17 protein-coding genes and 3 pseudogenes are annotated in these 24670 nt (G+C 58.1%); 7 read left to right on the plus strand and 13 right to left on the minus strand.

Annotated features, from left to right (window positions below; all coding sequences use genetic code 11):
• Positions 1 to 30 precede the first annotated feature (30 nt).
• Both mlc and ACLI4M_RS21325 read right to left on the minus strand, forming a co-directional pair.
• Positions 31 to 1248 carry a sugar metabolism global transcriptional regulator Mlc gene (gene mlc / locus ACLI4M_RS21320; RefSeq protein WP_133623574.1) on the minus strand — a complete coding sequence of 406 codons (1218 nt, stop codon included), beginning with the start codon at positions 1246 to 1248 and terminating at the stop codon, positions 31 to 33.
• Between the two features lie 169 nt (positions 1249 to 1417).
• Positions 1418 to 2329 (minus strand): LysR family transcriptional regulator, encoded by a 912-nt coding sequence (locus ACLI4M_RS21325; RefSeq protein WP_133623573.1) that lies wholly within the window; start codon positions 2327 to 2329, stop codon positions 1418 to 1420.
• A 114-nt stretch (positions 2330 to 2443) separates the two neighbouring features.
• On the opposite strand from ACLI4M_RS21325, the gene ACLI4M_RS21330 reads away from it, so the two are divergent.
• Together ACLI4M_RS21330 and tus are read left to right on the plus strand one after the other, a co-directional pair.
• Positions 2444 to 3712 (plus strand): MFS transporter, encoded by a 1269-nt coding sequence (locus tag ACLI4M_RS21330; RefSeq protein ID WP_413449749.1) that lies wholly within the window; start codon positions 2444 to 2446, stop codon positions 3710 to 3712.
• A 464-nt stretch (positions 3713 to 4176) separates the two neighbouring features.
• Entirely contained in the window at positions 4177 to 5106 is a 930-nt protein-coding gene (tus, locus tag ACLI4M_RS21335; RefSeq protein ID WP_133623572.1) for a DNA replication terminus site-binding protein, read from the plus strand.
• Between the two features lie 87 nt (positions 5107 to 5193).
• On the opposite strand, the gene fumC is transcribed toward tus, so the two are convergent.
• Positions 5194 to 6591, minus strand: coding sequence for a class II fumarate hydratase (gene fumC, locus ACLI4M_RS21340; RefSeq protein WP_048916090.1), 1398 nt, complete (start codon positions 6589 to 6591; stop codon positions 5194 to 5196).
• A 198-nt stretch (positions 6592 to 6789) separates the two neighbouring features.
• Between fumC and manA the strand changes: the two genes are divergently transcribed.
• Positions 6790 to 7974, plus strand: coding sequence for a mannose-6-phosphate isomerase (manA, locus tag ACLI4M_RS21345; protein ID WP_133625064.1), 1185 nt, complete (start codon positions 6790 to 6792; stop codon positions 7972 to 7974).
• 139 nt (positions 7975 to 8113) lie between these two features.
• A complete protein-coding gene (locus tag ACLI4M_RS21350; RefSeq protein WP_133623571.1) occupies positions 8114 to 9622 on the plus strand; it encodes a YdgA family protein in 1509 nt (502 codons plus the stop codon).
• 54 nt (positions 9623 to 9676) lie between these two features.
• On the opposite strand, the gene ACLI4M_RS21355 is transcribed toward ACLI4M_RS21350, so the two are convergent.
• The 6 genes and pseudogenes from ACLI4M_RS21355 to malI all read right to left on the minus strand — a co-directional run bounded on the left by ACLI4M_RS21355 (position 9677) and on the right by malI (position 15712).
• Positions 9677 to 9982: a hypothetical protein gene (locus ACLI4M_RS21355; protein ID WP_133623570.1), complete on the minus strand. Its 306-nt coding sequence runs from the start codon at positions 9980 to 9982 to the stop codon at positions 9677 to 9679.
• 224 nt (positions 9983 to 10206) lie between these two features.
• Positions 10207 to 12666 carry a T6SS phospholipase effector Tle1-like catalytic domain-containing protein gene (locus ACLI4M_RS21360; protein WP_133623569.1) on the minus strand — a complete coding sequence of 820 codons (2460 nt, stop codon included), beginning with the start codon at positions 12664 to 12666 and terminating at the stop codon, positions 10207 to 10209.
• Positions 12654 to 13247 carry a DUF3304 domain-containing protein gene (locus ACLI4M_RS21365; protein ID WP_133623568.1) on the minus strand — a complete coding sequence of 198 codons (594 nt, stop codon included), beginning with the start codon at positions 13245 to 13247 and terminating at the stop codon, positions 12654 to 12656. The genes ACLI4M_RS21360 and ACLI4M_RS21365 overlap by 13 nt, the downstream gene beginning before the upstream one ends.
• Positions 13248 to 13403: 156 nt before the next feature.
• Positions 13404 to 13642: pseudogene (locus ACLI4M_RS21370) on the minus strand (DUF2235 domain-containing protein); the annotation flags it as partial.
• Positions 13630 to 14225: pseudogene (locus ACLI4M_RS21375) on the minus strand (DUF3304 domain-containing protein). The pseudogenes ACLI4M_RS21375 and ACLI4M_RS21370, both read right to left, overlap by 13 nt.
• A gap of 455 nt (positions 14226 to 14680) precedes the next feature.
• Positions 14681 to 15712: a Mal regulon transcriptional regulator MalI gene (gene malI, locus ACLI4M_RS21380; protein WP_133623565.1), complete on the minus strand. Its 1032-nt coding sequence runs from the start codon at positions 15710 to 15712 to the stop codon at positions 14681 to 14683.
• A gap of 195 nt (positions 15713 to 15907) precedes the next feature.
• Between malI and malX the strand changes: the two genes are divergently transcribed.
• The 3 genes and pseudogenes from malX to add all read left to right on the plus strand — a co-directional run bounded on the left by malX (position 15908) and on the right by add (position 19869).
• A complete protein-coding gene (malX, locus tag ACLI4M_RS21385) occupies positions 15908 to 17494 on the plus strand; it encodes a maltose/glucose-specific PTS transporter subunit IIBC (protein ID WP_133623564.1) in 1587 nt (528 codons plus the stop codon).
• 58 nt (positions 17495 to 17552) lie between these two features.
• A pseudogene (locus ACLI4M_RS21390) lies at positions 17553 to 18751 on the plus strand (MalY/PatB family protein).
• A 119-nt stretch (positions 18752 to 18870) separates the two neighbouring features.
• A complete protein-coding gene (gene add / locus ACLI4M_RS21395) occupies positions 18871 to 19869 on the plus strand; it encodes an adenosine deaminase (protein ID WP_048916097.1) in 999 nt (332 codons plus the stop codon).
• 182 nt (positions 19870 to 20051) lie between these two features.
• Here add and ACLI4M_RS21400 read toward each other — a convergent pair whose 3' ends face one another.
• The 4 genes from ACLI4M_RS21400 to araG form a co-directional block, all read right to left on the minus strand.
• Positions 20052 to 21092, minus strand: coding sequence for an oxidoreductase (locus ACLI4M_RS21400; protein WP_133623563.1), 1041 nt, complete (start codon positions 21090 to 21092; stop codon positions 20052 to 20054).
• Between the two features lie 76 nt (positions 21093 to 21168).
• Positions 21169 to 22086, minus strand: a complete 918-nt coding sequence (araC, locus tag ACLI4M_RS21405) for an arabinose operon transcriptional regulator AraC (protein ID WP_048916099.1) — start codon at positions 22084 to 22086, stop codon at positions 21169 to 21171.
• A gap of 11 nt (positions 22087 to 22097) precedes the next feature.
• Complete coding sequence (araH, locus tag ACLI4M_RS21410; RefSeq protein ID WP_048916112.1) at positions 22098 to 23081, minus strand: L-arabinose ABC transporter permease AraH; 984 nt, start codon at positions 23079 to 23081, stop codon at positions 22098 to 22100.
• A 16-nt stretch (positions 23082 to 23097) separates the two neighbouring features.
• The gene (gene araG, locus ACLI4M_RS21415; protein ID WP_099753662.1) at positions 23098 to 24621 is read right to left on the minus strand and encodes an L-arabinose ABC transporter ATP-binding protein AraG; all 1524 of its coding nucleotides are present in this window, start codon (positions 24619 to 24621) and stop codon (positions 23098 to 23100) included.
• Positions 24622 to 24670 lie beyond the last annotated feature (49 nt).

A 24670-nucleotide genomic window follows, 5' to 3' on the forward strand; every position in this document is an offset into this window, starting at 1 on the left:
ATTGCGTTAGCGCAAGATTTAGTGGATTTATCAGCCCTGTAGCAGCTTGATTAATAACGAACCGTTATACAGGGCATCTTTGACCAGCGCGGCGCCCGGCATGGTGCCGAGATTAACAAACTCGGTTGGCTCAACCTGTAAGTCAGCGCTGTAGCGGGGTAGCGCCTGCTGGCGAATGCAGGTGGCGATAGCGGGGAACAGCACGCTCTGGGCACGATTAAGTGGGGAACCGATAAGAATTTTTTGAGGATGGAACAGATTAACCATGATGGCCACAATGCGCCCCACGCTGCTACCGACCCCGGCGATGACATCGCAGGCCAGCTGATCGCCAGCCAGCGCCGCGTCGCACAGCGCATCAATTGTCAAAGGCTGATTATGCAGCGTTGAGCTCATCGACGCCTGCATGCGCTGCGCGGCCAGCTCCAGCATGCTGTCGATACTGGCCACGGTTTCCAGGCAGCCGTGATTGCCGCAGTAGCAGCGCTTGCCCCACGGATCGACCTGCGTGTGGCCAATTTCCACCAGCGTACTGCTGCCACCGTGCAGCAACCGGCCACCGGTAATCACACCGGCGCCAACATGATGGTCAATCACCACCTGCAGGACATCGCTGGCATCGCGCGAGGCGCCAAACAGCGACTCCGCCATGGTCCAGGCGCAGATGTCGTGCTGGATATAGACCGGCAGCCCGGTGCGCTTCGCCAGTTCTGGCCCCAGCGGCATATCATCAACCTGATAAAACGGCATGCGGTGCACAATACCGGACTGGCTGTTCATAATCCCGGGCAGCGTAATGGCGATAGCGGTAAGGCGTTCCAGCTTGTGCTGGTGATCGATAAAGAACCGATCGATGAGCTGGATGATGCGCATCAGCAGCGCCTGGTCAGCCTCGGCAGGCAGCGGAAATTGCTGCTCCACCACCATTTTGCTGCTCAGATCGCGCAGCGCGAGCGTGATTTCGCCGTTGCCAATACGGGCAGAGAGATAGTGCCAGGCCTGGGTGTCCAGCACCAGGCCAACCGCCGGACGCCCACGGCTGCCCGGCTCCTGAAACTCGGTTTCCTGTACCAGATGAGCTTCCAGCATTTCGCGCACAATTTTGGTAATACTGGCCGGGGCCAGCTGAGCTTTTTTGGACAGCTCAATCCGCGAGATGGGCCCAAACCTGTCGATCAGTCGGTACACCGCTCCGGCATTAGTCTGTTTTATCTGATCGATATGACCAGGCTGACTATCCGCAATCACACCCCACTCCTGATTATTACCTGCCCGTCACAGCCGAAATGCGACCGAAAGAAGCACTTATTTTCACGCTTCAAAATAAAGCCATCTCTGCATGGTGAAACACTTATCAGATGGCGTCAAATATTTGATTCGATATGTGATTTACAGCACATAAACCAGCACCATGCGCTCATGTTTTCTGCGAAAAAGAGCGTTCCTGGCGCAGGAGCAGTGACATCATCGCCGCCGTCACCGCCGGAATTTCCCGCTGCTTCGACCACACCAACCACACTTCAGACTGCGCGTCCTGCTCCTCCAGTGGGATCCACACCACATCGCTCAGCCGCACGCGGTGAAACGAGGCGGGTAAAATAGAGACGCCCAGCCCGGTAGAGACCAGACCGATGATCGTCATGGCTTCCCCCACCTCCTGGGCAATGTTTGGCTGGATCTGATAGCGGCGCAGCAGCTCCAGCACCTCGCTATAGAGTGCCGTGCCGACGCTGGGGTCAAAAAAGACAAACGCTTCCTGCGCCAGATCGCTAAGCGCAATTTTCTGCCGTGTTGCCAGACGGTGAGCGCGGTGAACCAGCGCGTACATCGGCTCACGCAGCAACAGCTGATGGTTGAGATTGTCCGGCAGATCGGTATTACGCATCACGCCCAGATCCAGCCGTCCGTCGCTGAGCGGCGCCAGCTGCTGGCGGGTGTTGATCTCCTGCATCTGCACATGCACGGCGGGAAAGCGCTGGCGGAAGTTGAACAGCGCATCGGAAACGGCGGTAATAAACGGCGCGGAGGAGGTAAAACCAATGCGTAGTTCGCCTTCGTCCCCGCGATGCAGCCTGGCGGCTTTTTCCGCGGCCTTGGTCACGTTGAGCATAATCTGGCGCGCATCGAGCAGAAACTGCTGCCCGGCGGCGGTCAGCTGCACGCTGCGATTGGTGCGCGCCAACAGGCGCGCGCCGATCTCCTGCTCCAGCAGTTGGATCTGCTGGCTAAGCGGCGGCTGCGAGATATTCAGGCGCGTGGCTGCGCGGCCAAAGTGCAGCTCTTCAGCAACGGCAATAAAGTAGCGCAGATGACGGAGTTCGATATTCATATTTTAAACATATCATTTTATATTATTAATATATTAGACATCATAATCCGCATTTCTTACCCTTGACAACGTGATACCTCAAATTGACTACTCAAAATAAAAAAAGGAATAGAAGTGAACCGCTCACCCTCTGCCGTTGCGGCGCCAGACCGCGCTGAACGAGCCTCCTCCCCCGCTGATGTCCAGGGCAAAGCCAGCAAAGAGCTGTATATCAAACGCGGTACGCCGCAGTTTATGCGCGTGACGATGGCGCTGTTCTCTGCCGGTTTGGCAACTTTTGCTCTGCTGTACTGCGTGCAGCCAATCCTGCCCGTTCTGTCGCAGGAGTTTGGTGTTTCTCCTGCGGCCAGCAGTATCTCCCTGTCGATCTCCACCGGGCTGCTGGCGCTCGGCCTGCTGATTACCGGCCCGCTGTCTGATGCGATTGGCCGCAAGCCGGTGATGGTTACCGCCCTGATGCTGGCGGCGATCTGTACGCTGCTTTCCGCTACCATGACCAGCTGGCACGGTATTTTGCTGATGCGGGCGCTAATTGGCCTGTCGCTGAGCGGTGTGGCAGCGGTCGGAATGACCTACCTTAGCGAGGAAATCCATCCGAGCATGGTGGCGTTCTCCATGGGGTTGTATATCAGCGGTAACTCCATCGGCGGGATGAGCGGTCGCCTGCTGAGCGGGGTGATTACCGACTTCAGCAGCTGGCGTGTGGCGGTAATGGTTATCGGCTGTTTTGCCCTGGCTTCGGCGCTGATGTTCTGGAAGATCCTGCCGGCCTCGCGCCATTTCCGCCCGGCTTCACTTAAGCCGCGCAGCCTGCTGATCAACTTCCGCCTGCACTGGCGAGATAGCGGCCTGCCGCTGCTGTTCGCCGAAGGCTTCCTGCTGATGGGGGCGTTCGTTACTCTGTTTAACTATATTGGCTACCGCCTGCTCTCTGCACCTTTTTCGCTCAGTCAGGCGGTTGTCGGGCTGCTGTCGGTGGTGTACCTGACCGGGTCGTGGAGTTCGCCGAAGGCGGGTGCAATGACGGCAAAGTATGGTCGCGCCCCGGTGCTGCTCTTCTCCACCGCCATTATGCTGATCGGGTTACTGATTACCCTGACCAACAATATCTGGCTGATTCTGGCCGGGATGATGCTCTTCACCGCCGGATTCTTTGCTGCACACTCGGTAGCCAGCGGCTGGATTGGACCACGCGCCCGCCGCGCTAAGGGCCAGGCTTCTTCGCTGTATTTGTTCAGTTATTACCTTGGCTCCAGCGTAGCGGGTACGCTCGGCGGCGTGTTCTGGCATAACTTCGGCTGGCACGGGATTACCGCATTTATCGCTGCGCTGCTGGTGATGGCGCTACTGGTAGGAACACGGCTGCACGGGAAGCGGCTGTAGCGGTTTGATGGCGGGCGAGGCACGCCGTCGCCCCTACGACAACATCTGACGGGCGAGGCATGCCATCGCCCCTACGACAACATCCGGCGGGCGAGGCATGCCATCGCCCCTACGACAACATCTGACGGGCGAGGCATGCCATCGCCCCTACGACAACATCCGGCGGGCGAGGCATGCCGTCGCCCCTACGACAATATCTGGCGGGCGAGGCATGCCGTCGCCCCTACGACAATATCTGGCGGGCGAGGCACGCCGTCGCCCCTACGACAACATCCGGCGGGCGAGGCACGCCGTCGCCCCTACGACAACATCCGGCGGGCGAGGCATGCCATCGCCCCTACTCGCCATGAGCGTAGGGGTCGGGCATGCCCGACCCTACAGACGACATTGGCACCTTTGCCGATGTTCATCTCCGTTATTGTCTGCTATATTCCAAAGGTATGTTGTAACTAATGGAGAGAGTTATGAGCCGTTATGATGCCGTCGACAGGCTACACCGCTGTGTCGCGCAGCTGGAGCAGGAGCTGGATACCTTGCAGCATCAACTGCTGGATTTGCGCCTGCTGGCGGCCAGGGTTTTTGAACTGCCCGCCGTGGAAAAAGGCAAGGAGCACGATCCGCTGACTGAGATTGCGGTGGAGCAGCTGGTCGGTCAGCCCGCCCTGCAGCGGGCCCTCAGCCACTTCTGCCGTCTGTTTATGCAGCATCAGTCAGAAAAAATCAGCACCAAGGCCGCGGTACGCCTGCCGGGCGCTATCTGCGTGGAAACGGACGCTGAGCAGAGTGCCCTGTTACAACAGCAGGTCGCCACTATCAATCAGCTCAAACAGCAGCTGGAGCAGATTATCACCGTAGAGTCGGGCCTGCCGCCCGAGGAGCGCTTCGAGTTTGTGCATACCCACCTGCGCGGCCTGATCACGCTGAATGCCTACCGTTCGATCGCCCTGCTCGACGCGCCGGATTCAGTGCGCTTTGGCTGGGCAAATAAGCACATTATCAAGAACGTCAGCCGTGAAGAGATGCTTGAGAAGCTGAATAAAAGCCTGCAGGCCGGGCGCGCGGTGGCCCCGTGGACGCGTGAGCAGTGGGCAGAACGCGTGGCGGATGAGATTGAAGCGATTAAGTCGCTGCCGGCTCATGCCGCGCTGAAGATTAAACGCCCGGTGAAAGTGCAGCCCATTGCGCGCGTGTGGGATAGCCAACAGCAGAAGCAGACGCAGCTGGCCTGCCCTTCACCGCTGCTGGTGATGTGCCCGGACGCGAACAGCGTGCCGAAGCTGGGTGAGCTGCTGAATTATGATGCCGGGAAAGTCACGCATCGCTATAAGCCGGAGGCGCAACCGCTGTATCTGCTGATCCCGCGGCTGCATTTGTATAGCGATCGGTTGGTATGAGTGTTGGTTGCGGCGGGTCGACCGGAAAAAAGGTCGACCCCTACAAAATCCTGATTCCTACTGGCGAGTATGAGTTTGCTGCTGGCGTTACACCTTCATGCTGCCGACCATCTCTTCCGGGCGCACCCAGGCGTCGAACTCTTCTTCGGTCAGGTAACCCAGCTTCAGCGCTGAGCCTTTCAGCGTCAGCCCCTCTTTATGCGCTTTTTTCGCAATTTCTGCCGCTTTATCGTAGCCGATATGGGTATTGAGCGCGGTCACCAGCATCAGCGATTCGTTCAGCAGCTGGGTGATGCGGTCACGATTTGGCTCGATGCCCACGGCGCAGTGGTGGTTAAAGCTGTCCATTCCGTCGGCCAGCAGGCGCACCGACTGCAGGAAGTTGTGGATCACCATCGGGCGATAAACGTTCAGCTCGAAGTTACCGGACGCGCCGCCCATATTCACCGCCACATCATTGCCCATCACCTGGCAGCACAGCATGGTCATCGCTTCACACTGCGTCGGGTTGACCTTACCCGGCATAATTGAACTGCCCGGCTCGTTTTCCGGGATGGAAAGTTCGCCGATGCCGCAGCGCGGGCCGGACGACAGCCAGCGCACGTCGTTGGCAATTTTCATCAGCGAAGCCGCCAGCCCCTTTAGCGAACCGTGCGCGTGCACCAGCGCATCGCAGGTCGCCAGCGCTTCAAATTTATTCGGTGCGGTAACAAACGGCTGCTGAGTCAGCTCCGCCAGCTCTTTGGCCACGCGTACCGCGTATTCCGGGTGGGTGTTCAGCCCGGTGCCCACCGCCGTGCCGCCCAGCGCCAGCTCCGCCACATGCGGAATGCTCTGTTCAATATGCTTGAGGTTGTGGCTCAGCATCGCCACCCAGCCGGAGATCTCCTGGCCGAGCGTCAGCGGCGTCGCATCCTGTAAATGGGTACGGCCAATTTTGACGATGTCTTTAAACGCTTCTGCCTTCTCGCTCAGCGTTTTCTGCAACACTTTCAGCTGGGGGATCAGGTGCTGCTGCACCGCTACCACCGCCGCGACGTGCATGGCAGTTGGGAACACGTCGTTAGAGCTCTGGCTCTTATTAACATCATCATTGGGGTGAACCAGGCGCGACATGCCGCGCTCGCCGCCGAGGATCTCGCTGGCGCGGTTTGCCAGCACCTCGTTCATATTCATATTGGTTTGCGTGCCGGAGCCGGTTTGCCAGATAGCCAGCGGGAACTCCCCGTGATGCTTGTCCGCCAGCACTTCGTCCGCCGCTTTGATGATCGCCTCGGCACGCTCATCCGGTAACAGCTTCAGGTCGCTGTTCACTTTGGCTGCAGCACGCTTGGTCAGCGCCAGCGCATACACCAGCTCGGTCGGCATTTTTTCTGTCGAAATGCGGAAGTGCTCCAGCGAGCGCTGTGTTTGCGCGCCCCAGAGTTTATCGGCAGGGACATCGATCGGTCCCATTGAGTCTTTTTCAACGCGGTTGGCAGCCATTCCTCTCTCCTTTAGCACAACTTTTTTTGGCGCTTTTAACTTTGCGATAAGTCAAAAACGCGCACATGAGTGATAAGTCTGACACAGTATAGTTTACGAGTATGCGACTCATTCGCGTTTATCGCACGTTGATTATCTCTCTGCGCCATTTTTCTGCTTTAATAGCGCCAGTAACCAGTGAATGACCAGGGAGAAATGATGCAAAAGTTAATCAATTCGCTGCAAAATTATGCATGGGGCAGCAAGCACGCCCTCACTGATTTATATGGTATTGCCAACCCTTCCCAGCAGCCGATGGCGGAACTGTGGATGGGCGCGCATCCGAAAAGCCCGTCAAAAGTGCTGGTCAACGGCGAGCCGCAGTCGCTGCGCGCGCTAATTGATGCCGATAAAGCTTCCCTGCTTGGCCCCGCCGTCGCGCAGCGTTTTGGCGAGCTGCCGTTCCTGTTTAAAGTGCTGTGCGCAGAACAGCCGCTGTCGATTCAGGTTCACCCGAGCAAACCGGCTGCCGAAGCGGGCTATGCGCGTGAAAATGCCGCTGGCGTGCCGATCGACGCCGCCGAGCGTAACTATAAAGATGCTAACCATAAGCCAGAGCTGGTCTATGCGCTGACGCCGTTCAAGGCGATTAACGGCTTCCGCCCGCTGCGCGAAATCCAGTCCCTGCTGCAGCCGGTGGCGGGCGCGCACCCGGCCATTGCCCATTTCCTCAATGCCGCCGATGAAACCCGCCTGGCCCAGCTGTTTGCCAGCCTGCTGTCGATGAAAGAAGAGGAGAAGTCGCTGGCGCTGGACATTCTGCGCACGGCGCTGCCTGGCCAGCACGGTGAGCCGTGGCAGACCATTGCTGAAATTGCCGAGGTTTACCCGGACGACTGCGGCCTGTTCTCCCCCCTGCTGCTGAACGTGGTTACCCTGCAGCCGGGCGAAGCGATGTTCCTGTTTGCGGAAACCCCGCACGCCTACCTCCACGGCGTGGCGCTGGAGGTCATGGCGAACTCCGATAACGTGCTGCGCGCCGGGCTGACGCCCAAATACATTGATGTCCCTGAGCTGCTGGCCAACCTGAAGTTCACCTCGCGCGCGGCCGATACCCTGCTGACCACACCGCAACAGCATGGCGCAACGCTCGATTTTCCCATCCCGGTGGATGACTTTGCCTTTGCCATACACGCGCTGAGCAGCCAGCCGCTCGCGGTGGATCAGGAGAGCGCCGCGATTGTTTTCTGCATTGAAGGCCACGCCGAACTGAACTGTGGCGGTCAGTCATTGTCACTTAATGCAGGTGAATCTGCTTTTATTGCCGCCAGCGAGCCGACGCTGTCGCTCTGCGGCAATGGCCGCGTTGCCAGGGTTTTTAATCAACATCTTAAATGCGGCTGACGCCAGCGGTCATAATTGCTAAGCTATTTAGTGTATTAAACAAAAACGCCGCATTGGCGTTTTTTATCGCCAGAGGGTTACCCGCAGGATCTGCACGGGCTAACCGGCATTCGCGAACGGAAAAAGGACGACACAACTGATGAATAAAACCAAGATTGCTGTGGGTGTAGTGGTTGCCCTTGGCGTAGTCTGGACTGCTGGCGCCTGGTTTACCGGCAAGCAGCTGGAAAAAAATATGGATCGGCTGGTACAGCAGGCTAACGCCCAGATCCAGAATAGCGCTCCGGAAAGCCGTCTGCAGCTGAGCTATCAGGATTTCCAGCGCGGCGTATTTAGCAGCAGCGCACGTTTCGTGCTGCAGAGCAGCTCGCAGACGGAAGATAACGCCATGCTGAAGCCAGGCCAGAGCATCGTGTTTAAAGAGACTATCGATCATGGTCCTTTCCCGCTGGCACAGCTGAAAAAATTCAACCTGATCCCAAGCATGGCTTCGGTACACAGCGAGCTGGAAAACACCGACGCGGTGAAAAAGCTGTTTGAAATCACCAAAGGCAAGTCGATTGTGCAGGCGGAAACCCGCGTGGGCTACGGCGGCAGTACCGACTCAGACATCAAACTGTTACCTGCCGACTACAGCAATGCCCAGACCGGTGAACGTTTTGCCTTCAACGGCGGCACGCTGAAAGTCAGTGCGGATGATAAAGGCGATAAAGTGGCGTTTAACGGCGATATCGACAGCCTGGTGCTGACCAGCAAAAACGAGCTGGGGATGCCGGTGCTGTTCACCGTTAACGGCCTGAAGCTGGATGCTAATACCAAACTTAGCCCGGAAGGGATGCGCATTGGCGACCAGACTATCGCGCTAAAAAAACTGAGTGCGGCAGTGGATGGCAAAGAGGCGCTGATCGCCGAAGGCCTGAACGGTAAATCGACCTTCGATTCCGACAAGGGCAGCGTGTCCGGCCAGATCGACTACACCCTTGACAGCCTGAAGCTGCAGGGCCAGAACTTCGGCCAGGGCAAGCTGGCAGTTAAGCTGGCTGGCTTTGATGGCAAGGCGATGAAAGCCTTCTCTGAAAGCTACAACCGCCAGATGCAGGCGTTGAACAGCGATCCGGCTGTACAGGCTAACCCTGAGCTATATCAGCAGCGCACCAGTGAAATCCTCACCAGTAACCTGCCGCTGCTGCTGAAAGGCGATCCGTCAGTTAGCATCGCGCCATTTAGCTGGAAAAATGATAAGGGCGAGAGCAGCTTTAACCTCAACGCCCAGTTCAAGGACCCGGCCACCGCCACCGCTCCGGCGCAGAATCTGGGCCAGCAGGTAGATAACGTACTGAAAACTCTGGATACCAAACTGACTATCTCGATGGATATGGCGACCGAGATGATGACGCATGTGGCGATGGCAGAAGGCTACAGCCAGGAAGAAGCGGTAAAACTGGCGGACCAGCAGGTGAAAGGCGTGGCCGCGATGGGCCAGATGTTCAAGCTGACCACGCAGAAAGATAACAACATTACCACCAGCCTGCAGTACGGCACCGGTCAGATCACCATGAACGGTGAGAAGATGCCGCTGGAGCAGTTCCTGTCCCGCTATATGCTGGGTGGCGCTGGCATGGTCGCACCGGAAGGTATGCCGCAGTAACGCCTGCGTTTGAAACTGAAACCACCTTTACGAAGGTGGTTTTTTTTTGCCCGACTAGCTGTGCTGGATCCTGATATCAGCCGCTTCCCCCAGCAGCTGCTGCCCGCTGGTCAGTGGGATCCTGAATGCCGTGGCGTCGCGCTCAAGGCAGACGGTGCGTAAGTGTCGATTACAGATAAACCAGATCTCATCGCGATTATTTGACAGCAGGTAGTAGGCATCAGACGTTTCGGAGGGGTTGTAACACCCTAATGCGCGATACGCGGTGTCCATGCTGAAACCGCTGAGCAGCGGCAGTGGGCGCGGGCCATTCTCCAGCTCTTTGACTCTCAAATACAAACCCTGTTCCAGCCAGATCATAAATCACCTTTCCCGTTACACAGATAGTGTGATTATAACCAGCATTCCCCTGCGCACCCCGCCATCCCCTCTATTTGCAAAGTCCGTCACAGCGATGGAGGAAATTTAAGCCGATCCGCGCTCAATCAGCAGCGGCGGCAGGATGATATGCTGCACCGCAGAGTGGGATCGGCTATTTTGATACCAACATCTAATCACTGCCGTTGGTAACAGTTTACTCCTTATCAGTTCGTGACCGCCGACTGCGCTTTTTCCAGCCAGCCGGACTGAATGGCGGATTTCGCCAACTCCAGCCGCTGCTCGGCGATCGCCACTTTTTGCTGCGCCACTACTTCACCCGGCTCGGTGGTGAATGCCTTCAGCAGCTCTGCGCCCGGCAGCATCGGGATTGGCTTGCCGGAGAGAATATCGACGGCCTGAGTTTCCAGCGAGAGCGCACCCAGCATCCCGGCCACGCCCACCGCCATGCCCGCGACCTTTTTCTGCCTGATGATAAACGCCACGCCGCCGACGACCGTGGCCGCGCCCACCACCGCCCCGGCTATCATCAGCGGCGACAGCGGCTTGTTACTTTTCTTGCCGAAGTAGACCATGCGATAGCGGAAGTAGCCGCCCCAGGGTTCGCGCGCGCCGAAGGCATTGTGCATAAACCAGGCGCGGGAATCGTGTACCTGGTCATCAAACAGCGCCCTCACCAGCCCCGCTGGCTGCCCGACGTTGCTGGCTTCACCGCCGTCCGGGAACAGCACTTTGAGATGGGTTTCGCCGGCGGTTTTCATCTTCAGCCACTCGCCGTACTCATTGTCGGTATTGAACAGGTAAAGGGTGTCTGTCAGACCATAGACGGGCTTGGCGTACCACTCTTCATTATTAGCGGTGCGCGAAATCCCCTGGTAATCTTCGCGAAACTCTTCGGCGGCCTCACGCAGCTGGGTTTGCCCGAGCGCAGCATCAAAATCCTTGGGCCCCTGGGGTAACAGCTCGGACGTGTGGTTTTTTTTATTTCTTTCTTCGACGAGCCTGCGCTCCTCTTCAACCGCTTTTTGATCCGCATCGCGCTTATCTTTATCGGCTTTTCTCAGGAGCGGGTCGCTGTGTCTATCCAGGCCGTTGGCGGCAGAATCGACATAAAAGCGCTGGGTTTTATAGCTGCCAGTCGCGTAGCGGCCAATGCGCCATGCGGTGATCCAGGCTATCTGCTCGTCGACAGCTTTTTCCAGGCTGACGCTGGCGCGAACTGGGGTGTACCTCACTGCATCTTCAGCACTGATGCTAATTGCTGAAGATGGAAGGTTTAGGGTCAGGGAGCGCCACGCGTTAAAGCGATCGATCAAATCAGAATCAATGAAAAATTCATCTCTGACTTTATCTTGAAGAATGCGCCACTGGTCTGTTTTAAGGGCTTCGGGCAGTGCAGCTTGAGTCACCTTGAGCGGTGCACCATTAGCAAAAGCCGCCGCATACATTTCATGCAGGGCAATCTGCGACAGCAGCAGGCCATCATCCGGTCCATTGGCCTTACCCTGGTCACCCGGCGGGTAGCCGCCGCCAAGGTCCGAGTGCATACCGGGGTAAACCACCTCTTCACTGTTAGCCGGATAGCGACCGTCGGTGCGGCGGATGGAGTCGAGCGGGAAGCACAGGCGCTGCTCGTGGGCGGAGACCAGGTGCACGCAGCGCTTAATCAGCCCGCCGTAGACCTTCTCGTCCGGCAGCTCCTGTGTGCCGTCCGCCCAGCCCATATGCCCCTCGGCAATCGGCGCCATATGCGGCACGCCGACCGAGGCCACCGTGTCCAGCAGGCCAAGGAACTCAACGCTGATGGGGATCTTCAGGCCGCCGGCCGCCAGGCACTGCTCCGGCGTTTTGTTCTCGCCCTCAGGTTTCGGCAATAGTCCGCATAGCCAGTTAACAAAGGCGCGTGCCGCCGCCGCCCCGCGCGAAAAGCCATACACGTACAGCTTAATATCCAGCAGCCTGACCTTGCCCGGCTCCGCCGGGTTAAGGGCGGTGCGCAGGGATTTCGCCAGATCCGCTTCCTGCAGCAGACGCTGGAACTCCTCATAGCGGTTGCTGCTGCCGGTCAGGCCGAAGCTCGCCATCGACGTGCCCATCGCCTGTACAGATTTCCAGCAGGCGGCATCATCCAGCCTGTCCATTCCGCTGGTACGGCGCAGGGCATCGATAATGCGCAGCAGCCCCCAGTTAATCCGCTCCTCACCTTTGCTGGCGGTCGCCAGCCCGCCCAGGCTGAAGTCAAGGTCAAGCACTTCCGGGAAGGGGGTGCCGACGCCGGGAATATAGTACTTGTAGTACTTATTCCCGGCGCTTTCCGGCATATCCGTCAGCTCCAGATTTTTGCTGCCCAGGCCGCCGGCATAGCCCTGGCCGATAGTGGCGCGGAACAGTCGGGCAATATTGGTCGGATGTTTCGGATCGGCATCGTACAGGTCGTGATTGAGATTATTGCCGGTGCCGTCAAAGAACAGGCTGATATGCAGGGTCTTACAGCACGGCGGTTCAACAATGCGGTTGGCGGTAAGGCAAAGTTCATCGTGGTACTTCTGCTCCTTGCTATCCTGTTTACGGCAGTTGTCCCCAACCATCGCTGCCTGCGATGGAAGCCTTCCTTTGTCAGGAAACTGCGGCGGGTACCAAGCCAGGTCGGTGATTATTTCGGACATACCTTAGGCTCCTTCATCCTTAAAGGCTCTTTAATCGGGTGACGCGGATTACCATAATCAGCGCAGCTGGTGGTAACCTTTACCTGATCACAGGCAAGAAAATGCACGGTAATCCCACAGGTTTTCTGGCCGGTGTAGTCAGGCAGTGGAACCGTCAGAGAGTGTTCCCTGCTCAGGGCTTTAACTTTTTGTCGCCAGGCGCGATACTCATCATTATATTTCCTGGCTCTCAAAGAGGCGGTCTTCGCATCCAGATTATCCAAATTGGGATCTTTAGGCTCCGGTATTTCCGGGACATCGCTGGCATAGGCGACCGATGTTTCCCAATCCACCCTGACCGTCATTCCCGGCTGCCACTGCTTCGGCACACCGAAACAGCAACCTCCCCCTCCCCCCTGGTAAGGGCCAATATTGTCAAGCCCGGACCGGCCATTAACACTAAATTCAATAGCCCATTTGGTATGATTTATGGCCTCAATGGTGCCGCCACCGCCACCCTGGTATTCCGCCTGGGCACTCTGCTGGCCACATCCTGCCAGTAGCAATATGCCGCACAGCACGCTGGATATTCTTAATCTCATTACGCTCTTCCTTTTGTTTAGGCTTCCGATTTTACTGCCTGAAATCATTTAACCCTGCCCACCTGCGGTGGACATGGCTGAATAATTTTTATTTTCCTTGATGAAAAGAAGAATGACTGAATGTTCCGGCTGTATATTTAATGATGATTTAATCCAATAGGTTTCGGCATTGAGGTTATTGCTAGCGCCGTCAAAGAACAGGCTGATATGCAGGGTCTTGCAGCACGGCGGTTCAACAATGCGGTTGGCGGCAAGGCACAGTTCATCGTGGTACTTCTGCTCCTCGCTGTCCTGCTTACGGCAGTTTTCACCCACCAGCGCAGCCTGCGTCGGCATTCTTCCCAGGCCGGGAAACTCTGGTGGGTACCAGCCAGGTCGGTTATTATTTCGGACATACTTTCGGATCCTTCATCCTTAAAGGCTCTTTAATCGGGTGGCGCGGATTAACATAGTCGGCGCAGCTGGTAGTCACCTTCACCTGATCACAGGGAAGAAAATGCACGGTAATCCCGCAGGTTTTCTGGCCGGTGTAGTCAGGCAGTGGAACCGTCAGTGAATGCTCTTGGCTCAGTGTTTTTACTTTCTGCCGCCATGCTAGATATTCATCATTATATTTCCGAGCTCTTAAATCAGCGGTCTTCGCATCCAAGTTATCCAGATTGGGGCGTTTGGGTTCGGGTATTTCCGGGACATCACTGGCGAAGGCAACTGAGGTTTTCCAGTCCACCCTAACCGTCATTCCCGGCTGCCACTGTTTCGGCACGCCGAAGCAGCAACCTCCCCCCCCCCCTGGTAAGGGCCGATAATATCAAGGCCGGACTGCCCGTTAACCCTGAACCAACTGATCGCCCATTTGGTGTGATTGATAGCCTCAATGGTGCCACCACCGCCGCCCTGATATTCCGCCTGGGCACTCTGCTGGCCACATCCCGCCAGCAGCAATATGCCGCACAGCACGCTGGATATTCTTAATCTCATTACGCTCTTCCTTTAATTATGGCTTCCGTTTTAGTGTTCAAAATCATTGAAGTGTGGATAGCTTACGAGACTTGCAAAGCAAGATATATGACGCAAATATGGTGAAAAATTGTCATGTGAAATGGCCTTAAAACTTGGCTAAAAGTGGGGGAAACCTGCATTTAGTTTCATATGCCCAAAGAGCAATATATAGCAGCTAGCTGGGGGCAAGCAACATCATAGATAACCATTAGATTATGATTTATATAAGAATTTTCTTGTTATTTAACCTAAGGATCTGAAATGGGTGACAAAAATGAAAGACAAATTCTTGGAAAAGAAGCGTTGTAGAGCATGCGCTAATCATTAGCCATTTATCCGGCGCTTACACTATTCAGAATTAGTGGTGGATGTAATTTTTTTGCTAATGGAATACACACGCCTAACAGTACCGCCAATATCAGGATACGGTACTCTTATGCCGATCCGCGCTCAATCAGCAGCGGCGGCAGGATGATATGCTGGACTGCACTGGTTGGGTCGGCCATCTTTTGCAGCAGGCGCTGTGCCGCGCTGCGGCCGATTTCCCGTGCCGAGCTGGAGACAAAGCTCAGCGGAGGATCGGTCAGCTGCGCTTCCGGCACGTCACCAAAACCTACCAGCGCCATCTGCTGGCCGTAAAAGCTGTTGACCCCGCCGCTGCCAATGGTGCGCCCGCTGCGCTGGATGCCGAAATAGCAGCCGAGCGCCACCGAGGCGTTATGGCAGAGAATTGCGCTAAGGGTGGGATACTGCTGGATCAGCTGTTGCGTCAGCGCGGCGACATCACGCTGCTGCGCGCCGCACTCGATAATCCATTCGCTGCGAAACGGCAGGCCGTACTGCATCAGCGTCGAGCAGTAGCCGCCGATACGTTCGGCGCGCGTTAAGGAGGAGCCGGAACCGCCAAGCCAGGCAATGCAGCGGTGGCCGCGCTTGATAAGATAGTCGGTGGCGATTTTGGCCGCCTGCTGATTATCCGGGCGCACGGAGTCGATGTGATCAAGATTGCTGGCGCGCGAGGCGCAGATCAGCGTGATATTCAGCTCCTGCGCTTTTTGCAGCAGCCCGGCTGCATTCTCAATGCCGCCGCCTAAGACAATCCCCTCCACGCCCTGCTCCACCAGCGAGTCGAAGCAGCGCTCTACGTGCTGCCCCTGCGCGCCGCTCTGGGTGAGAAACAACACTTTGCCCTGCTGCTCCAGCGCTTCGCTCAGTCCGCCGGTCATCTCGGCGTAAAACGGCTGGCAGATGTCGCGCACGATCAGCCCGACCACTCCACTGCTGCCGCCGCGCAGCATTGTCGCCGAGCGGTTACGCACAAAGCCCAGCGCTTCCGAAGCCCGGTTGACTCGCTCAATCGTCGCGGACGAAATGCGACCTTTCCCTGACAGTACCAGCGAAACCGTGGTGACCGACACCCCAGCCTCGGCGGCGACATCATGAATGGTAATTTTTTTCTGCGACATAGCGTTCCTGACTGCCGGGTTTGCACCCCGTTGAAAAATCGCGATAAAGCATAGGTTAAACGTTACACCCGGATTGTGGCAGAGAAAACCACACCGAGCGAGAACTGTGTGATCGGCAACGCATTAATATTAGGTAAAACGTTTTATCTTATTTTACCTCAGCAGCGGCTGAGTTCGAATTCGCCAGGAGAGCGCATGTCGTCCGTTAAACAAAAAATTACTCTGTGGGAGTTTTTCCAGAGTCTGGGAAAAACCTTTATGCTGCCCGTCGCCCTGCTGTCATTCTGCGGGATCATGCTGGGGATAGGTAGCTCATTAAGCAGTCACGACGTGATCACCCTGATCCCGTTCCTCGGTAATCCCCTGCTGCAGCTGGTGTTTATCTGGATGAGCAAGGTGGGATCGTTCGCCTTCAGCTTCCTGCCGGTGATGTTCGCCATCGCCATCCCGCTGGGCATGGCGCGTGAAAATAAAGGCGTTGCGGCTTTCTCCGGCTTTGTCGGCTTCGCGGTCATGAACCTGGCGGTTAACTTTTGGCTGACCGCCAAAGGTATTCTACCCACCAGCGATGCTGCCGTGCTGAAGGCCAATAATATCCAGAGCATTCTCGGCATTCAGTCGATCGATACCGGTATCCTCGGGGCGGTGATCGTCGGGATTATCGTGTTTTATCTGCATGAACGCTTCCACACCATCCGCCTGCCGGATGCGCTGGCATTCTTCGGCGGCACGCGCTTTGTCCCGATTATCACCACGCTGGTGATGGGGCTGGCCGGTCTGGCGATCCCGCTGATCTGGCCGTGGTTCGCGAAAGCGATTGCCGGGCTGGGCTGGGTGATCAACAGCGCCGGTGACTTTGGACCGATGATATTTGGTACCGGGGAGCGCCTGCTGCTGCCGTTCGGCCTGCAGCACATCCTGGTGGCGATTATTCGCTTTACCGATGCGGGCGGCACCATGGACGTCTGCGGTCACAGCGTCAGCGGCGCGCTGACCATCTTCCAGGCGCAGCTCTCCTGCCCGACTTCCGGCGGCTTCTCCGAAAGCGCCACCCGCTTCCTGTCGCAGGGTAAAATGCCGGCATTCCTTGGCGGCCTGCCCGGCGCGGCGCTGGCGATGTACCACTGCGCCCGCCCGGAAAATCGTCACAAAATTAAAGGCCTGCTGATCTCCGGCGTGGTGGCCTGCGTGGTAGGCGGCACCACCGAACCGCTGGAGTTCCTGTTCCTGTTCGTCGCACCTTTCCTCTATCTGATCCACGCCGTGCTGACCGGGCTGGGCTTCACCGTAATGGCGGTACTGGGCGTCACCATCGGTAATACCGACGGCAACGTGATCGACTTTGTGGTGTTCGGCATTCTGCACGGGCTGTCAACAAAATGGTACTGGGTGCCGGTGGTGGCTGCGGTTTGGTTTGCGGGTTACTATCTGATCTTCCGCTTCGCCATTACCCGCTTCAATATCAAGACCCCGGGCCGTGAGATCGACACCACACTCGGCGAGAAAATGAGCCGCGGTCCGGTGGGCAAATCGGGCTACAACACCCCGGCCATCCTTGCCGCGCTGGGGGGCATCGACAATATCACCTCGCTGGATAACTGCCTGACGCGCCTGCGCCTGTCGGTAAAGGATATGAGCCTGGTGGATGACGCGGCGCTGAAGGCCAACCGGGTGATTGGCGTGGTGCACCTCAATCAGCATAATTTGCAGGTGGTGATAGGCCCGCAGGTACAGTCGGTAAAAGATGAGATCGCCACGCTGATGCCGCAAACCTCAGCCTGACTTGATAACGGGGTGCCTGGCACCCCTCCTTTTTTGCACCTGGGTTATTGAGGCCGCTATGTCAGACACTCAACAGTTCAATTTTGACCGGATAGTCGATCGTCACGGCAGCTGGTGTACCCAGTGGGATTTTGTCGCCGACCGCTTCGGCCACGACGATTTACTGCCCTTCACCATCTCCGATATGGATATCCCCACCGCGCCGGCGGTGATCGAGGCGTTGCAGCAGCGCGTGTCGCACGGCGTGCTCGGCTACAGCCGCTGGCAGCATGACGATTTTCTCGGTGCCATCAGCCGCTGGTATCAGCAGCGTTTTGAGGTCAGCGTGGATCGCCAGCAGATTGTTTATGGCCCGTCGGTGATCTATATGGTGGCGCAGATGCTGCGCCGCTGGTCACAGCCCGGTGACGGCGTGGTGATCCACACGCCCGCCTACGATGCCTTTTATAAAGTAATCGAGGGTAACCAGCGCCGGGTGATGGCGCTGCCGCTCAGCCAGCATGACGAGGACTGGCAGTGCGATATGGCGGCGCTGGAACAGATGCTGGCCAATCCGCAGTGCAAAATCCTGCTGCTGTGCAGCCCGCACAATCCCACCGGAAAAGTGTGGCGCCGTGCGGAGCTGCAGCAGATGGCCGCGCTGTGTGAGCGCTATCAGGTGCGCGTTATCAGCGACGAGATCCATATGGATATGGTGATGGATGACAGCTGCCATATTCCCTGGAGCTGCGTCGGGCGCGGACAGTGGGCGCTGTTCACCTCGGCGTCAAAAAGCTTCAATATTCCGGCGTTAACCGGTGCCTACGGTTTTATCAGCGATGAAAAAGATCGCGCAGCGTGGTTCCAGGCATTAAAAAATGCCGATGGCCTCTCTTCCCCGCTATCCTGGCGGTGGCCGCCCATATCGCCGCCTATCAGCACGGCGCGGCGTGGCTGGATGCGCTGCGCGCCTACCTGCGTGCCAACCTGCAGCATGTTGCCCAGCGTCTCAACGCGGCGTTTCCCGCGCTTCACTGGCAGCCACCGCAGGCGACCTACCTGGCATGGATTGACCTCAATCCGCTGGGCATTGATGATGGCGAACTGCAGCGCGAGCTGATTGAGCAGCAGAAGGTGGCGATCATGCCGGGCAGTACCTACGGTGAAAGCGGGCGCGGCTGGCTGCGCTTTAACGTTGGCTGCCCGCGTAGCAAGGTCGATGACGGGCTGGATCGCCTGATCGCCGCCCTGCACAACTGCCTGAAACAGCGCGCTTAGCCGCCCTCTTTGCGCAGATAAGCAACGACCAGCAGCGCCGTTGCGCATTTTGCTGGCGTTGTTGCGCAAAGAGTTTTTATAATGCTCTGCACTTTACGATAACAACAGAGAGTGCCGACATGATCGATTCCCAGCTTCCCCTCACCGATATCCATCGCCATCTTGACGGCAATATTCGCGCCCAAACCATTCTCGATTTAGGCCGCGAGTTTAATCTTACTCTCCCTGCCACCACTCTGGAGCTGCTGCGCCCGCACGTGCAGGTGATTGAAGCGGAGCCGGACCTGGTGAGCTTCCTCAACAAGCTCGACTGGGGCGTAAAGGTGCTGGGCTCGCTCGATGCCTGCCGCCGCGTGGCGCTGGAAAACGTCGAGGACGCGGCGCGCGCCGGGATCCACTATGCCGAGCTGCGCTTCTCGCCGGGCTATATGGCGATGACCCACAACCTGCCGGTGGCGGGCGTGGTGGAAGCGGTGATCGACGGCATCAAGGCGGGCTGCGGCAAGCACAACATCGACGTGCGCCTGATTGGCATTATGAGCCGCACCTTCGGTGAAGAAGCCTGCCTGCGCGAGCTTGACGGCCTGCTGGCGCACCGCGACAGCATTACCGCGCTCGACCTGGCGGGTGATGAGCTGGGCTTCCCGGGCAGCCAGTTCCTCAGCCACTTTAACCGCGCGCGTGACGCCGGGCTGCGCATTACCGTGCATGCCGGTGAAGCCGCCGGACCGGAAAGCATCTGGCAGGCGATCCGCGAGCTGGGCGCAGAGCGTATTGGTCACGGAGTAAAAGCGGTGCAGGACCCGGCGCTGATGGAGTTCCTCGCGCAGCACGGGATTGGCATTGAGTCGTGCCTGACCTCCAATATCCAGACCAGCACCGTGGCCTCGCTGGCACAGCATCCGCTGAAGGCCTTCCTCGACCACGGCATCCTCGCCACCATCAATACCGACGATCCGGCGGTTCAGGGGATTGAGATCGGTCACGAATACGAAATTGCCGCCCCGGCAGCAGGTTTGAGCCGTGAGCAGATGCGCGTGGCGCAGGAGAATGGCCTGAAGATTGCGTTCCTCAGCGATGCCGAGAAAGCCGCAGTGCGGGCGCGTGCCGCAGCGTAATTAATGACGCGGGTCGACGTCTGTATCACGGCCGGTGCAAATCCCCAACACGGGTCGACCGGAAAAAATGGTCTCAATTACGGCCCGTGCAAATCCTTAACACGGGTCGACCGGAAAAAATGGTCGACCCCTACGGTAGGGGCCGACCTTGTTTTTCGGTCGGCCCTTTTCACAGCGGAATACTATTTCAACGACAGGGTCTGGCGCTTCTCGGCAGACTGTAAGCCCAGCTCGATCAGCTCCATCACCTGAATCGCCTCTTCCGCCTGCACCGGGTTTTCACCCACGCCGTTAATCGCATCGCGAATGCCCGCATAGTAAGCCGGATAGTTGCCAGGAATAGTCAGCAGGCTCTTCTCGACCATTGCATCGCCTTCGGCCAGCGTCAGTACGCCGTCGCGCATATCGTAGCCCCAGTCTTCCTGCGGCGGGCGCGCCCCGGCCTTCAGCGCATCCTCCTGCGGATCCAGGCCAAACTTCACAAAGCTGCCTTTGGTACCGTGTACCTGATAGCGCGCCGATTCGGCGGCCACCAGCATGCTGGCATGCAGCACTACGCGGCGCTGTGGATAGGTCAGCGTGCAGTGGAAGTAGTCGGTAGTTTGCGCACCCGGGCGCAGCTCGGCGGCATCGAGAGTAATCGCCACCGGGGAGCCAAACAGCTGCAGCGCCTGGTCAATCACGTGCGGTCCCAAATCGTACCAGATGCCGCTGCCCGCACCTTTCTGCTCGCGCCAGCGCTGCTGCACGGTCGGGCGGAAGCGGTCAAAGTGGGACTCAAAGTAGCGTACATCGCCCAGCGTGCCGTCGGCCAGCAGCGCTTTCACGGTGAGGAAATCACTGTCCCAGCGGCGGTTATGGAACACGGAAAGCAGCAGCCCTTTGGCTTTTGCCAGCGCATCCAGCTCGCGTGCCTGTGACAGTGTCACGGTAAACGGTTTGTCGACCACCACATGTTTCCCGGCGTTCAGCGCAGCTTTCGCCAGCGGGAAGTGGGTATCGTTTGGGGTGGGAATGACAATCAGCTGCAGGGTTGGGTCGTCGAACAGTGCCTGAGGGTCGGACACCACCTGCACCGACGGCCAGTCCGCATGAACTTTGCCGGCATCGCTGCTGGAAACGGCGGCCAGCTCCATCTCAGCGGTGCCAGAGATTAGGGGTGCATGGAAGGTTTTGCTGGCGAAGCCGTAGCCCACCAGACCAACACGAATTTTATCACTCATTATTATCCCTCTCGTAGTTACCCCGTTGATTTAAGTCGATCGACGGGGCAACCACAAGAAGGAATTGCCCGAAAAGCTATTCATTGGCACGGCGCGGTAAATGCCAGGTCTCCTGGGCGACCAGCGCATCGTGCGCATCCAGACTGCGGCGGCGGAAATCGCTGGGGCTGACGCCCGCCCGCTTGCGGAACACGCGGGAGAAGTAGAGCTGATCGTCATAGCCCACTTCACGCCCAATGCTGGCGATCGGCTCCTGGGTGGTTTGCAGCAGCAGCTTGGCGCGGATCACCCGCTGGTCTTCACGCCAGCGCAGCAGGTTGACCCCCATCTGCTCGCGGAACAGGTGCGCCAGCCGCGACGGTGACAGGCAGACATGCTTCGCCACCTCTTCAATTTTCACCTCCGCCGCCAGGTTGTTGGTGACGTACTGGCAGGCTTCGACCACGCGCGCATCGCGGATCTGCTGATGGCTGCGCGGATCTTCCTGCACCGCCCGCAGCAGCAGGCGCTCCAGCAGATTCATCGCCAGCTCCTCGGCAAAGCGCCGCCCGGAGTTGTGGGTGTGTTCGATATTGGCGAACAGGCGGTCAAACTCGCCGCGCAGCGACTCCGGCAGGCGCAGGCGCCCCACGCCCTGCGCTTCATCCTGCCACTCCAGCCAGTCGCTCCAGTAGGCGCGCGGGCGGAAATAGACCCAGCGGTGATACCAGCTGTCGCTGTCAGGCGAACGGCCGTAATAGTGCGGGGTTTTCGGCTGAAACAGCAGCAGGTCGCCCGGTTCGCAGTCAAACGCCGCCTCGCCGTCACACACCCGGCCACGCCCTTTAATCGTCAGGTTGAGAATGTAGCCCTTCATGCCGTGCGGGCGATCGATAAAGAAATCGAGCGGCCCGTCGGCGTTGATGGGGGTCAGCCCGGCCACCAGCCAGGCGCTAAACGGATACCCCGGAAGCAGCGGGTTGGATTGCGCCACCGGCGCCAGACGATGATACATAACCCCTCCTGTCAGGCCGCTTTGGCTTTTTGTTTGTAACGGTCAAAAATCACCGCCGCTAACAATATCAGACCGCGCACCACGTACTGTGAGAAAGGCGAGATATTGAGTAAATTCATCGCATTCTCAACCGTTCCGAGGATTAACACCCCGGCAACCACATAGGAAATCTTACCAATCCCCCCCTTCAGCGACACGCCACCGAGCACGCAGGCAGAAATCACAATCAGCTCATAGCCGAGCGAGGTCATTGGCTGGCCGCTGGTCATGCGCGAGGCGAGGATAATGCCCGCCGCCGCCGACACCAGCCCGGAGAGGATAAAGATGATAATGCGCGTGCGCACCACCGGCACCCCGGCCAGCCTTGCCGCTTCTTCATTACCGCCAATCGCCAGCGTATTGCGGCCAAAGGTGGTTTTGTTCAGCAGGAAACCGAACAGCACCAGAGTAACTATCGTCAGCCACACCGGCGCAGGAATGCCCAGCCAGCTGGCGTAGCCGAGCGCGAAGAAGCGCTCGTCTTCGATACCGACCGCCTTACCGTCGGAGAAGATATACGCCAGCCCGCGCACAATCTGCATGGTCGCCAGCGTGGTGATCAGGGCGTTAATTTTCAGTTTAGCAATGACAAAGCCGTTGATCAGGCCGCAGGCGACGCCGAGCAGTAGCCCCGCCGCCACGCCGATCCACAGGCTTTCGGTCATATTGATCACCACCGCGCACACCACCCCGGCACAGGCAATCACTGAGGCGACCGACAGGTCAAAATCACCGGACGCGAGGCAGAACAGCATGCCGCAGGCCACCATACCGGACATCGACATTGCCAGGCCGAGGCCTTTCATGTTGATCAGGCTGCCGAAGTTCGGCACAAACACCGTGCAGGCGATAAACAGCGCGGCAAACACCACCAGCATGCCGAAGTTGTCCCAGATGCGCCAAAGGCTGAAGCGTGATGGGGCGGCTGGCGTCCCGGTTGAGGTTGTCGTAGACATCGGTTTCTCCTGCATTTCAGGCCACCTGGGTGGCAGGTTTAGCGGTTTTTGGCATCGCCAGACTTAAGGTCAGCGCTTCCGTTGCGTCGTTGTGGTCCAGCTCCCCGGCGATTTCGCCTTCGCGCATCACCAGGATCCGGTCGGCCAGCCCCATCACTTCCGGCAGATCGCTGGAGGCAAACAGCACCGCAATCCCCTGCCCGGCCAGCGCGTAAATCAGCTGATAGATCTCATTTTTTGCTCCGACATCAATGCCGCGCGTTGGCTCGTCGAGCAGGATCACTTTCATCTCTTCCGACAGCCAGCGGCCAAGGATGGCCTTCTGCTGATTGCCTCCCGACAGGTTCATAATCAGCTGGTCAGCCGACGGGGTTTTGATATTCAGTGAGCGAATATGCGCCCCGGCGTTTTTCGCTTCCCAACCTTTGTTGATCAGGCAGCCGGCGGTAAGGTTGTTGCGCCGGGCGCTGATGTTGATGTTGTCGCGCACCGAATGCACCGGGATGATGCCGTCGGCCTTGCGGTCTTCCGGGCAGAGCATGATCCCGGCACGAATGGCCTCAATCGGCTCACGCAGATTGAGCACCTCGCCATCGAGCCGCAGCTCGCCGCTGATTAGACGCGTGGCGCCGAACAGCCCTTTCATCAGTTCGCTGCGCCCGGCGCCGACCAGGCCGAACAGCCCGACGATCTCCCCGGCTCGCACGCTGAACGACACCGCGCTGCGCACGCCTTTGGCCTGAACATTGTCGAGCTGCAGGCGCACTGCACCGTGCGCACGCGGGCGGTAGCCGTAGATATCGCCGATTTCACGCCCGACCATCGCCTGCACCAGCAGGTCGTTGGTGGTGGTTTGCATATCGGTGAAGGTGCGCACGTAGCGGCCATCTTTAAATACGGTGATTGCATCACTAAGGGCGAAAATCTCCTCCATGCGGTGCGAGACATACAGCACCACTTTGCCATCGGCGCGCAGCTGGCGGATAACGCGGAACAGCTGGTCGATTTCCCGCGCCGACAGTGAGCTGGTCGGTTCGTCAAAGGCGATCACTTTGGCGTTGCGCGCCAGCGCTTTGGCAATTTCCACCATCTGCCACTGGCCGAGCGACAGGTATTTCAGCGGCAGATCCGGGTCGATATCCATGCCGAGAGTTTTTAGCTGGCGCGCGGCTTCGGCACGCAGCTTCGCGCGGTTAACCAACCCGCCGCGCTGCGGCAGCTGGCCTAAGAAGATGTTTTCTGCCACCGACATTTCCGGCACCAGATGCAGTTCCTGATAGATAATCGCTACCCCGGCATTCAGCGCATCGGTGGTGTGCTGGAAGTTAGCCGGCTGGCCTTGAATGCGGATCTCTCCACTGCTGGCCTGATAGCTGCCGCTGAGGATCTTCAACAGCGTCGATTTGCCCGCGCCGTTCTCGCCCATCAGGGCATGCACTTCCCCGGCATAGCAGTCAAAACTGATATCCTGCAGCGCTTTTACGCCGGGAAAGGTTTTGCCTATGCCGTGAAAGCTCAGATAAGCGGGTTGCGTGGTCATAGTGTCTCCTCCTGCACGTTGAGCGTTTGCAGCGGGCGGACCGAAAAAG

This window comes from Erwinia sp. LJJL01 (assembly GCF_047300805.2).
In the GTDB taxonomy this organism is placed as follows: Bacteria; Pseudomonadota; Gammaproteobacteria; order Enterobacterales; family Enterobacteriaceae; genus Erwinia; species Erwinia aphidicola.